This window comes from Microbacterium sp. 2FI (genome assembly GCF_005502885.1).
Taxonomy (GTDB): Bacteria; Actinomycetota; Actinomycetes; order Actinomycetales; family Microbacteriaceae; genus Microbacterium.
Genome location: NZ_SCMR01000010.1, coordinates 17,823 through 30,482, shown reverse-complemented (window position 1 = coordinate 30,482; position 12,660 = coordinate 17,823). Strand labels below are relative to the sequence as shown.

Here is a 12,660-nt window from a genome sequence, read left to right as displayed (position 1 = left end):
GGGTCGGTGCCGTGTCCGGATTGGATATCGGATCGATATCCGCTCTCGGCCGGGGGTGTTGACGTGGATATCGGCGGGTTCCACACTGCACTCATGGCCATCAAGGTGCTGGGGCCCATGGACACCGGCGAGCAGGCCCTCGGGCCGCGCGAACGTGCGATCCTCGCCGCCCTGATCGTGCGTCGCGGAAGCACCCTCGCGCCCTCCGAACTGGCCGAAGCCTGGTGGGGTGAGAATCCGCCGGCGACCTGGGCACAGCAGATCCGCAACTCCGTCGCCCGCATCCGCTCACGCGTGGGACGGGACGCCGTCGAGACGGTTTCGACGGACTATCGCCTCGGCCTCGATCCGGAGTCGATCGACGCTGTCCGGTTCGAGCGCCTCGTCTCCGACGCCCGCGGGCACGAACTCCACGGCGATCACGACCGATCGGTCGACACGTATCGGCGAGCGCTCGCGCTCTGGCGCGGAGCGCCGTTGCAGGATGTCGCCGCGTGGGAGCCGGGTGTGGTGGAGGCGATGCGGTTGGCTCAGATCCGCGCGTGCGCGGAAGAAGAACTGCTCGACGCGAGGCTTCGGGCCGGTGAGCACCGCGCGGTGATCCCCGACGCCGAGCGCCTCGTGCGCGAGGAGCCGCTGCGGGAGGACCGCTGGGCGATCCTGGCCCTCGCGAACTACCGGGCCGACCGGCAGGCAGAGGCCCTGGCGACCCTGCGCGCGGCTCGCGAGCGCCTCGACGAAGAGCTCGGGATCGAGCCGGGCGCGCGCCTGACCGCGCTGGAGACGGCGATGCTGCGCCAGGACCCGATCCTCGACGCACCGGCGGCCAGTGCCGAGCCCAGCGCCGAGTGCCCCTACCCGGGGTTGCGAGCGTTCAGCGCGGCCGATGCCGACCTGTTCTTCGGTCGCGAGTCCGATGCCGACGCGATCATCGAGCGCCTGCGGCCCGGGGCGATCGTGACCATCGCGGGGCCGTCCGGGACCGGCAAGTCATCGTTGGCGCTCGCCGGAGTCGTCTCCCGCGTCCGCGCGAGCGGCCGCACCGTCGAGACTCTGGTGCCGGGCGCTGACGCCGCCACCGCGCTGCGCAACGCCGGGGCGCGTGCGGCAGTGGTCGTCGTCGACCAGGCGGAGGACATCCTGCGCCACGGTGAAGACGTCCGCGCTCGCTTCGGCGGCGCTGCGGCGGAATTGCTCGACGACGGACGCGCGCTTCTGGTCACGGTGCGATCGGACGGCCTGGACGGCCTGCGTGCGATCCCAGAGATCGGCGATGCGATCGGCCGCTCGATTTATCTGCTCGGACCGATGTCGACGGAGAGCTTCCGTGAGGCGATCGAACAGCCCGCTCTTCGTGCCGGGCTCCGCATCGAGCCCGGTCTCACCGAGCTCGCCCTGCGCGACCTCGGCGATCGCGCGGCGACCCTGCCGCACTTCTCGCACGCGCTGCGAGAGACGTGGCTCCGCCGCGAGGGCAGCACACTCACGGTCGAGGGATACGAGGCGTCAGGCGGCATCGCCGGGAGCATCGCCCAATCGGCCGAGGACGCGTACCGGTCGCTTCAGCCCACCGAACAGGCGGTCTGCCGGTCGCTGCTGCTGCGGCTCATCGACCGGAGCGACGACGGGACCTCGACCAGGCGCCGCATGACATCCGAGACGATGCTCGCCGATCCCGAGCGCCGCCGCGTGCTCGAGGCTCTCGCGCGCGCCCGGCTGGTCTCGATCGACGACGCAGCGGTCATGGTGACGCACGAGGCGGTCGCCACCGCCTGGCCGCGCCTGGATGATTGGCTCGCCGAGGATGCCGACCGCAGCCGTGTCGTGCGCGTGATCGAGTCCGCGGCCGCAGGCTGGGTCGCGGACGGCCGCAGCGACGAGGATCTGCTCCGCGGCGCGCGACTGCACCTCGCGCTAGACCTCCGCGACGGCGACCACCACGACCTCACCCCGGTCGAGCTCGAATTCCTCGAAGCATCCGCGGCTCGGGAGAGATCGGCTCTCCACGACCTCGAAGAGCGGTCGGCGCGCGAACGAGCGCGCAACCGCACACTCCAGTTCTCGCTCCGCGGCGTCGCCGCGCTGCTCGTCGCGGTCGTCATCGCGGCCGCCGCAGCCATCGTGCAGCGGCAGCAGGCCGACACCGCGGCCGAGGATGCCCGGATCGAGGCGATCGTGGCGACGTCGCTCGCGCAGCGCGCCGGTGACCGCGACGTCGCAGCCCTGCTTGCAGCCGAGGCGTACCGCCGCTGGCCCGACGACGATCGCGTCCGCAGCGCGCTGTTCGGGATCATGACCGGGGCGGGCGGACTCGTGCGGCAGTTCGTCCACCAAGCAAGTACCGCGGCCGTGCCGCTCCCCGACGGCAACGGACTCCTCGTCGTGGTCGATACCGAGGACAGTGCGACGGTGCAGGTCCTCGACATCGACAGCGGAGCCGTCATGCGGACCATCGACGTCGATCTGCCGCCGGCGACCACCCGGTGGGCGCGATCGGTCGCGGTGTCGCCGGACGGACGCGTCGGCGCGGTGCAGACGGGCGACATGGTCAAGGTCGGGAGCGAGGACCTGTGCTGTGTCAACGACATCGTGTTCTTCGACCTCACGACCGGGGCAACGCTGCCCGGAAGCCAGCTGCTGGATCTGCGCACGACGTTCGTCCTGGTGTTCAGCGACGACGGTTCGCGACTGAACTTCGGCAACCCGATCACCCAGGACCTCCAATCGATCGACGTCCGAACCGGAAGCGTCCGCGCATCCAGCCCCGAAGCCTTCGAGGATCACGTCGGTGAAGACGGCATCTCCGACGGCCTCGCGGTGCTCCCCGATGGGCTCATCGCGGTCGGTTCGCCGGAGGCGGTGATCCTCTACGACGCCGCCACGACGACCGAGGTGCGGCGGGTGCCGACGCCGGGCGATCTCAGCACATCGGGCGTGATCGCCGACGGCGCGGGCGGCGTGGTCTCGGCCGGCTTGGATGGCGCGGCGCGGATCGACCTCGATTCCGGCGAGGTGCTCTGGACGGCACCCGACGTGCCGGGGCGCCTCTGCCAGTTCGTGGCCACGATGCCGGCGTACGGCACGGCCTACTGCTCGCGGCTCGGGAGCGTCACCGAACTCAACCTCGAAACCGGGCTCCCGACGGGCAGAGAGCTTCCCACGCTCGTCGACGAAGCGGTGCGCATGACGCCGCACGGCGACGACACGCTCATCCTTCATGCCGCAGACGCGTCCAAGACACTCGTCTGGAGCCTGGACGGCACCGGTCCGGCGTCGAGGATGGTGGCGCGCGGGCGAAAGCTCGTCGGGGGCCTCAACGGCGAAGGCACGCTCGCCGTCACTGCCGACGATGAGAAGGCGCAGCTCTGGAATCTGGAGACGGACCAGCCGGTCGGCGACGAGGCGGACTGGCTGGCGTGGATCTCACCGGATGTGGTGGAGCGATGGTCCGAGGAAGACGGTGCGGCGCTCATCTCCGTCGACGGTACCGGGTCGTGGTTCTCAGACGAGATCGTCGACGAACTCGGCGAGAACATCATCCCGGTGGCAGCACCCCCCGGACGCCACGCGTTCGCGCTCGCCGAGGGATCGCCGGTCTTCGTGGCGTTCGATCCCGCCACGGGCGAGCGGATCGGACCGTTCCTCCGTGCCCCCGATGTCGAGGACTGGTTCAGCATGATCCGCGTGAGCGAGAGCATCGACGGCACCCGGACGGCGATCACGTTCTGGGACGAGGCGACTCAGGAGACTCGCATGGCCGTGTTCAATCAGCAGACCGGCGAGGTGCTCGCTCACGGCCTCGCCGGCACTGAAGGGAGCGTGATCATCGGCTCCGACGAACTCATCACCGCCGGCGACGATGCGCTCACACGCCGTCATCTCGACACACTCGAGCCGATCGATTCGCTCCCCAAGCCCTTCAGCAGCGGCACGTCCGCGCAGGTCAGCGACGACGGGCGCACGATGCTCGTCGTGGGCTGGGACAACCGGGCGGCTCTGTACGGGCTCGAGCGCGCGGTGAAGCTCGGCGACACGATCGACGCCGCGGGCCCGGAGGTCTCACAAGGAGCTCAGCTCTCGCGCGACGGCGATCGTCTTGTCACCAACGGCCCCGACGGCATCCTCGTCTGGGATATCGATCCCGACCATCAAGCGAAAGCCGCCTGTGAGATCGTGGGACGCGAGCTCACAGCGCTGGAGTGGGAAACGTACTTCGGCGACGAGCAGGTCGCCACGTGCGCCGAGATCCTCGGCTGACCCGGCACCTGCTCGCGCAGACACGCACCCGCCCGCTCGAACGATGAGCGGGCGGGCGCGTGTCTGTCAGTGCGAGAGACGGATTCGCGGTGCGGCCACCGGGCGCCGGAACCACAGCCCGAGGGTCTCGAGAACCGAGACGACGGGGCGCTCCGGCGCGAGGGTGATGCCGCGGTCCGTGACGCTGCGACGCAGCTCGATCTCGCGGTCCAGGGCCGCCGCCCGCTGATGTTCGAGGCGGTCGGCCATGGTGAGGGTGTAGAAGTCCATGACCGTTCCTTTCGTGTCGTGCCGCCTGGTTGCGGCTACAACAGGAAGGAGAGATCTCCCGCTTCCCTGATACGGAAGCGGCCGCCCTCAGTGCGCCACGGGGTGGTGGCCCAGATGGGCCACGGTCAGGAACCGCTCCCAGGCCGTTGCGAGGCGGCCATGTCGTACGGGAACTTCTGCGGCGGCAGGCGCCGGACCGCGTTCGTCCAGCCGCCGCAGCAGTTCCGTCTCGCGGGCGAGGTCGGCGCTGCGCTGCTGTTCGAGCCGGTAGGCGACGGAGGTGAAGTAGTCCATCGTTGTCTCCTTCTGAGTGGGCTTGCACTCGACGATTCGGCACAGTGGTATCCGACCCGGAATCACGAGGTACTCATCAGGTACTCATCGGAGCGCGCGGTCATTGACGTGGGCCCTCGACGGGCAGATCATTCAGGCGTGACCGTGCGGGTACTCGGACCCATGAGTACGGGCGAGCGGACGCTGAGTCCACGCGAACGTGCGATCCTCAGCGCGCTCGCCATCTCCGCCGGCGCGGGCGTTCGGGCGGACGTGCTCGCCGACGCCTATTGGGGCGACGAGCTGCCCCCGACATGGGCGCAGCAGGTGAAGACATCCGTCGCCCGAATCCGTGCGGCCCTCGGGACGGAAGCCGTGCGGACCGTCCCCGGCGGGTATGCGCTCGGTTTGGATCCCGACCTCGTCGACGCGGTGCGCTTCGAGAGATGGATCTCGGGTGCCCGGTCGCATTCACTCCACGGTGAACCCGGTCGTGCGCTCGAGCTGTACCGTCGCGCTCTGGCACTCTGGCGGGGGGACGCCTTTCCGGACGTGGCGGGCTGGCCGCCCGGTGCGTCGGAGGCTGCTCGCCTCGGCGAGCTGCGTATGGCTGCGGAGGAGGAGACCCTCGAATGCGGCCTCGCACTCGGCGACCATCGCGCGATCATTCCCGATGCCGAGCGGGCCGTCCGGGGCGCCCCGCTCCGGGAGGAGCGATGGGCGATCCTCGCCCTCGCCCTCTATCGGGCAGGTCGGCAGGCAGATGCGCTCGCCGCGGTTCGGTCGGCTCGCGTGCGCTTGGACGACGAGCTCGGCGTCGCCCTGGGCCATCGCCTGTCCGAGCTGGAGACGGCGATCCTCCGCCAGGATCCCTCGCTCGACGCACCGACATCACGACCGACGCCGAGCGCCGACTGCCCCTATCCGGGCCTCGCGGCGTTCGGCATCGAGGACGCGGACGGGTTCTTCGGAAGGGACGAGGAGGCGGAGCGGGTCCTCGAGCGGCTCCGTCCCGGCAGCCTGCTCGCTCTCGCCGGGGCCTCCGGCTCGGGAAAGTCGAGCCTCGCGATGGCGGGGGTGCTTCGACGTGTGATCGACCGGGATGCCGAGCCGCACGTGCTGCGCCCCTCACAGCTCGACCGCCTGGACGGCATGAGTGCCGGAGGGGTGACGCTCATCGATCAGTTCGAGGAGCTCTTCCTCATGGACGCCACCCGCAGAGATCGGCTCGCGCACGCGCTGCGGCGATATGTCGGTGGGGGCGCGACGGTGCTCGTGACCGTGCGGTCGGACTTCCTCGATCGATGCCTGTCCCATCCGGACCTCGCGACGCTGTTCAGCGACCGTGTCGTTCCGGTCCTTCCGATGTCGCGCGAGCAGCTGCGGGAAGCGATCGAGCGTCCGGCGGAGCGGGCTGGGCTTCGGATCGAGCCCGGGCTGACGGAACTCATCCTCCGTGACGCCACGGACCATACCGCCGCGCTGCCTCTGCTCTCGCACGCGCTCGCCGAGACGTGGGTGCGGCGCGAGGCAGGTGTGCTGACGGTCGACGGCTACCAGGCAGCCGGTGGGCTTGCGGGTGCCGTCGCCACCTCTGCGGAGCGTCTCTACCAATCGTGGGATGCCGGTGCGCAGAATGCATGCCGTGCCCTCATGCTGCGGCTCATCGAGCGCGGCGCGGATGGGTCGACAGTCAGACGGGCGGTGCCGCTGCGGGCGCTGCAGTCAGACCCGGTCCGCGCCGCCGTCATCTCGGCGCTCGTCGCGGCGCGCCTGGTCAGCATCGATGAGGATGCCGTCACGATCTCGCATGAAACGCTCGTCGGCGCCTGGCCACGGCTGGGCGACTGGATCGTCGACGACGCCGAGGACGCCCGCATGCTGTCGGTGATCTCGAGCGCAAGAGCTGCGTGGGAGATCGACGGGCGCAGTGTTGACGACCTGCTCCACGGCGCCCGGCTGCAGGCGGCGATCGAATGGCAGTCGTCGGGGACACCCGACCTGACCGACGACGAGACGGAGTTCCTCGTCGCGTCCCAGCGTCGCGCCGTGGCTGCGAGTCGCGAGATCGAAGAGCGCGCCGCGCGAGACCAACGACAGAATCGCCGGCTGCGGTGGGCGATCGCGGGTGCCGGCATGCTGCTGGTGGCTGCGATCATCGGAGGAGGAGTCGCCGCCGTGCGCAGTGGTGAGGCGGAGCACGCCGCCGAGAACGCACGGATCGAGGCGCTCATCGCCACATCTCTCTCACATCTGGACTACAACCGCGAGTCGGCCGCTCTGCTGGCCGTGGAGCTGTTCCGCCGATGGCCCGACGATCCGCGCACACGCTCGACGTTGTGGGGAGTCATGACCAGCGCAGGCGGACTCCATTCCGCGCATCGCGTCTCCGACGCGTACCTGCCCGTCATCGACATGATCCCGGGCACAACGACGGCGTTGCGCGTGCAGTCGAGCGCGAACGGCCGCCCTGCCGTGGTCGATATCGTCGACATCGATACCGAGAAGGTGGTCGACACGTTCGATCTCGTCCTCCCCGATCTCCCCCCGAATTCATGGCGCGAGCTGGCGGTGAGTCCGGACGGCTCGACGGCGGCGATCCAATCACCTCTGCCGGATCCATCGGCTGCGCACGGGTGCTGTCGCAGGACGCTCACGATCCTCGACTTGGCCTCCGGCGACACGCTCCCGGCGATCGACCGGGCGGAGATGTCGGGCAAAATGCTGTTCGACGAGGACGCTCGACGCCTCTACGTCGCCCACCCCATCACCGGCGATGTCATGAGCGTCGACACGACCACCGGAGAGGTACGCGAATCGACCGCACACGGGTTCGAGGAACCCGTCGACGCGGGAGACTCTGCCCCGGGAATGGCGCTCCTCGACAGCGGTCTCGTCGCGGTCGGCGCAGGCGATGAGATCCGCATCTACGACCGCGAAACGCTCAGGCTCACAAGAGCGATCCCCCTCGAGGGAGACGTCGCATCGAGCGATATCGTCGCCGACGGCCGGGGCGGCCTCGTAACCACCGGCTTAGGCGGCACGGTGCGGCTGGACCTCGCAACGGGGGCGATCCTCTGGCGGCGGCTCGTGAAGAGCGAGGCGCAATGCCTCGCCCTCCACCCCGCGACCGAGAGCTCCATCGCGTGCGGATCGTTTCTCGGCGCGGTGCTGATCGACCTCGATACCGGCGAGAACGCGGGTCCGCAGACGACACTCCAGCTCAACCGTGTGCCCTACTTCGCGACGATCGACGACGAATCGTTACTCGTCTCCATCGAGACCCCGCCCATGGGGATGCGGTGGCGGATCGACGGAGGCGGCGCGGGTGCCGCCATTATCGCGAAGGGCCGTGAGCTCATCGACGGCCCCGAACACGACGGCTCAGTCGTCGTGACCCGTCCGAGCGGCGGCGGAAAGATGCAACTGTGGGACGTCGAGCGCGATGTCGCGGTCGGCGGCGAGTCGGAGCGGATCGTTCTTCTCGGCTCGGGTATGGCCGCCCGCTACGACGGATCCGGCCGGCCGCAGCTCGAACGCATCGAGACGGGAGAGCGAATCCCGCTCCGCATCGCCGGGCTCCCTGCGAAGATCGACGTCATGCCCGGCGGGTGGGGAGAACCCGCCTTCGCCCTATGGGAGACGGGGATCGTGGCATTCGCCCCCGCGACGGGCGAGCCGCTCGGCGACAGCCTGGCTGTGCCGGCCGAGCACTTCTCGGTGTGGTCTGTGAGCGAGACCAGCGACGGGGAGCGCGCCCTGGTCACCTTCGAGGTAGACGGCCGCACCGAGACGGCCCTTTTCGACATCGCGACGGGCGTGCTCCACGCTCGCGGCCTCCATAACCTCGAAGCCAGCCATGTCGTCGACGACGATCGCATGGTGGGCATCTCGGAGAGCGAAGCCCATCTGTACGACATCGCGACGCTGAAGCCGATCTCGACACTCCCCCGCGCGATCGGCGGCGGCCAGAGGATCTCCGTCAGCGCCGACGGTCGCACGCTCCTCAACGTCGGCTGGAACAACGCGCTCACGCTGTACGACCTGACGGCCGAGGTCGCGCTGGGCACACCGCTTCGAAGCGAGATGACGAGCTTCGAACTCAGCGGAGGCGCGTGGATCGGCTTCCGCGTCGGCGGATTCCTCCGCTCGGATGGAAGCACCGTGCTGGAGAGGGTGCCCCAGGGAATCCGGGTCTGGGATCTTCGTCCACGCGCGCAGGCGCTGAGCGCCTGCGCGCTTGCCGGACGTGAACTGACTGATGAGGAGTGGGCGACGTACTTCCCCGACGAACAGCAGGTCTCTACCTGCGCAATGCTGGCAGACTGACGGATGCCGAGAGCCCGGCCCCTGGTAGGGGGCCGGGCTCTCGGTGACTTGCGTGGAGATCAGCGCGCGGCCGAGCCCTCCACGTAGTCCTCGTCCTGCTGCTTCCATGCGAAGAGCGCGCGAAGCTCCTTGCCGACCTCTTCGATCGGGTGGGCTGCGCCCTTGGCGCGGAGCTCGTGGAACTCGACGGCGCCGTTGTCCTGGTCGCCGATGAAGCGCTCCGCGAACGCGCCCGACTGGATGTCGGCGAGCACGCCCTGCATGTTCTCCTTGACGCGCGGGTCGATCACGCGCGGGCCCGAGACGTAGTCGCCGTACTCGGCCGTGTCGGAGACCGACCACCGCTGCTTGGCGATGCCGCCCTCCCACATGAGGTCGACGATGAGCTTGAGCTCGTGCAGCACCTCGAAGTACGCGATCTGCGGCTGGTAGCCCGCCTCGGTCAGGGTCTCGAACCCGTACTGGACGAGCTGCGACACGCCGCCGCAGAGCACGGCCTGCTCGCCGAACAGGTCGGTCTCGGTCTCTTCGGTGAACGTCGTCTTGATGACGCCGGCGCGCGTGCCGCCGATCGCCTTCGCGTACGACTTCGCGAGGTCCCACGCCGTGCCCGAGGCATCCTGCTCGACCGCGATGATGTCGGGGATGCCACGGCCGGCGACGTACTCGCGGCGCACGGTGTGGCCGGGCGCCTTCGGGGCGACCAGGATCACGTCGACACCCTCGGGCGCCTGGATGTAGCCGAAGCGGATGTTGAACCCGTGCGCGAACGCGAGCGTCTTGCCGGGGGTCAGCTTCGCCTTGATGTGGTCGTTGAAGATGCCCCGCTGGTGCTGGTCGGGAGCGAGGATCATGATGACGTCGGCCCACTCGGCGGCGTCGGCGACCGACTTGACCTCGAAGCCCTCGTCCTGAGCCTTCTCGGTGGACTTCGAGCCCTCCTTGAGGGCGATGACGACCTCGACGCCCGAGTCGCGCAGGTTCTGGGCGTGCGCGTGGCCCTGCGAGCCGTAGCCGACGATCGCGACCTTCTTGCTCTGGATGAGGCCGAGGTCCGCGTCGGCGTCGTAGATGAGTTCAGCCATCTTCGTGTTTCTCCTTGATGTGGTGGTTCTGGCTTGCCCTGAGCGACGCTTCGTCTCGCTTCGCTCGCTCAGTGCGGGTCTTTGCGAGTCGAAGGGGGGTCAGCCGCGCAGCACGCGCTCGGTGATGCTCTTGCCGCCGCGACCGATCGCGAGCAGTCCCGACTGGGCCAGCTCTTTGATGCCGAAGGGCTCGATCGCGCGTAGGAACGCCTCGACCTTCCCCTTGTCGCCGGTGACTTCGATGACGAGCGCGTCAGGTGCGTAGTCGACGATCGACGCGCGGAAGAGGTTGACGACCTCGAGCACGTTCGAGCGGGTCGCATTGTCGGCGCGGACCTTCACGAGCATGTGCTCGCGCTGGACGGACGACGACATGTCGAGCTCGACGATCTTGATGACGTTGATGAGCTTGTTCAGCTGCTTGGTCACCTGCTCGAGCGGGAGCTGATCCACGTCGACGACGACCGTGATGCGCGAGAGACCCGGCACCTCGGTGACGCCCACCGCGAGCGATTCGATGTTGAAGCCGCGACGGGCGAAGAGCCCGGCGACGCGGGTCAAGAGGCCCGGCTTGTCCTCCACCAGGAGGCTCAGCACGTGAGTGGTCATTGTGACTAGTCCTCCTGCTCGAAGGCCGGCGCGTGGTCGCGCGCGTACTGGACGTAGCTGTTGCTCACGCCCTGCGGCACCATGGGCCACACCATCGCGTCGGCGCTCACGACGAAGTCGATCACCACGGGGCGGTCGTTCGTCTCGAGGGCGGTCTGGATCGCGGCATCCACGTCCTCCTCCTTCTCGACGCGGATCGCGAGGCAGCCGTACGCCTCGGCGAGCTTGACGAAGTCGGGGATGCGGATGGTGTCGTGTCCGGTGTTCAGATCGGTGTGCGAGTAGCGGCCGTCGTAGAACAGCGTCTGCCACTGGCGCACCATGCCGAGGGACGAGTTGTTGATGATCGCGACCTTGATCGGGATCTTATTGATCGCGCAGGTCGCCAGCTCCTGATTGGTCATCTGGAAGCAGCCGTCGCCGTCGATCGCCCACACATGACGGTCGGGCTGGGCGACCTTCGCGCCCATCGCCGCCGGCACCGAGTAGCCCATCGTGCCGGCCCCGCCGGAGTTGAGCCAGGCATTGGGACGCTCGTACTTGATGAACTGCGCCGCCCACATCTGGTGCTGGCCGACACCGGCGGCGTAGATGCCCTCCGGTCCCGTGAGCGCACCGATGCGCTGGATCACGTACTGCGGCGACATGAGGCCGTCGCTCGGCTGCGTGTACCCGAGCGGGAATTCGTCACGGAGGCCGTCGAGGAACGACCACCACTCCGCGATGTCGGGCTCGGTCTGCTCCGATGCCGCACGGAAGGCGACCTCGAGGTCGACGAGCACCTCCTTCAGGTCTCCCACGATCGGCACGTCGGCCGCACGGATCTTGCCGATCTCGGCCGGGTCGATGTCGACGTGGACGACCTGCGCGTTGGGGGCGAACAGCGCCGCCTTGCCGGTGACGCGGTCGTCGAACCGGGCGCCGAGCGAGACCAGCAGGTCGGCTTCCTGCAGGGCGAGCACCGCAGGAACCGTCCCGTGCATGCCGGGCATGCCGAGGTGCTGCTGGTGCGAGTCGGGGAAGGCGCCGCGGGCCATGAGGGTCGTCACGACGGGTGCGCCGGTCGTCTCAGCGAGGGCGAGCAGCTCGGCCGAAGCCTTCGCCCGGATGACTCCGCCGCCGACGTACAGCACCGGCTTCTTGGCCTCGCTGATGAGCTGGGCCGCGGCCTGGATCTGCTTGCCGTGGGCCTTCGTGACCGGGCGGTAGCCGGGAAGGTCGATCTTCGGCGGCCAGACGAACGGCACTTCGGCCTGCTGCGCGTCCTTCGTGATGTCGACCAGCACGGGGCCGGGGCGGCCGGTCGAGGCGATCTCGAACGCCGCGGCGATCGCCCCGGGGATCTCGGATGCGTCCTTGACGAGGAACGAGTGCTTCGTGATCGGCATCGTGATGCCGACGATGTCTGCCTCCTGGAACGCGTCGGTGCCCATGAGGTTGGAGAACACCTGACCGGTGATGCAGACGATCGGCACCGAGTCCATGTACGCGTCGGCGATCGCGGTGACGAGGTTGGTCGCGCCCGGGCCGGACGTCGCGATCGCGACACCGACCTTGTTGGATGCCGAGGCGTAACCCTCGGCGGCGTGGCCCGCGCCCTGCTCGTGACGCACGAGGATGTGCCGGAGCTCGGTGGAGTCCATGAGCGGGTCGTACACGGGAAGGATGGCGCCGCCCGGAAGGCCGAAGACGTCAGTGACGCCCAGCAGCTCGAGCGAGCGGACCACCGCCTGGGCACCCGTGAGCACGGGCGCAGCAGCGGTGCGAGCGGGCGGCCGGGGAAGGGCCGCAGCGGTTTCGGCGGGCATGGTGATGATCCTCGAGGTGGGTCGATGCG

Annotated in this window: 7 protein-coding genes; 2 read left to right on the top strand and 5 right to left on the bottom strand. The window is 69.1% G+C overall.

What is annotated here, in order from left to right:
* The first annotated feature begins 93 nt into the window (after positions 1-93).
* Positions 94-4,257, top strand: a complete 4,164-nt coding sequence (locus tag FFS15_RS09810) for a BTAD domain-containing putative transcriptional regulator (protein ID WP_137844846.1) — start codon at positions 94-96, stop codon at positions 4,255-4,257.
* A gap of 66 nt (positions 4,258-4,323) precedes the next feature.
* Here the strand turns inward: FFS15_RS09810 and FFS15_RS09805 are convergent, their stop codons facing one another.
* Together FFS15_RS09805 and FFS15_RS18630 are read right to left on the bottom strand one after the other, a co-directional pair.
* Positions 4,324-4,527: a hypothetical protein gene (locus FFS15_RS09805; RefSeq protein ID WP_137844845.1), complete on the bottom strand. Its 204-nt coding sequence runs from the start codon at positions 4,525-4,527 to the stop codon at positions 4,324-4,326.
* An 87-nt stretch (positions 4,528-4,614) separates the two neighbouring features.
* Positions 4,615-4,821 (bottom strand): hypothetical protein, encoded by a 207-nt coding sequence (locus FFS15_RS18630; protein ID WP_171013155.1) that lies wholly within the window; start codon positions 4,819-4,821, stop codon positions 4,615-4,617.
* A 138-nt stretch (positions 4,822-4,959) separates the two neighbouring features.
* Here FFS15_RS18630 and FFS15_RS09800 point away from each other — a divergent pair, with 138 nt between their 5' ends.
* Positions 4,960-9,129, top strand: a complete 4,170-nt coding sequence (locus FFS15_RS09800; RefSeq protein ID WP_171013154.1) for a BTAD domain-containing putative transcriptional regulator — start codon at positions 4,960-4,962, stop codon at positions 9,127-9,129.
* Positions 9,130-9,188: 59 nt separating this feature from the next.
* Here the strand turns inward: FFS15_RS09800 and ilvC are convergent, their stop codons facing one another.
* The 3 genes from ilvC to FFS15_RS09785 form a co-directional block, all read right to left on the bottom strand.
* Entirely contained in the window at positions 9,189-10,214 is a 1,026-nt protein-coding gene (gene ilvC / locus FFS15_RS09795) for a ketol-acid reductoisomerase (protein WP_137844843.1), read from the bottom strand.
* A gap of 99 nt (positions 10,215-10,313) precedes the next feature.
* Complete coding sequence (ilvN, locus tag FFS15_RS09790) at positions 10,314-10,823, bottom strand: acetolactate synthase small subunit (protein ID WP_137844842.1); 510 nt, start codon at positions 10,821-10,823, stop codon at positions 10,314-10,316.
* Between the two features lie 5 nt (positions 10,824-10,828).
* Complete coding sequence (locus tag FFS15_RS09785) at positions 10,829-12,631, bottom strand: acetolactate synthase large subunit (protein ID WP_137844841.1); 1,803 nt, start codon at positions 12,629-12,631, stop codon at positions 10,829-10,831.
* Positions 12,632-12,660 lie beyond the last annotated feature (29 nt).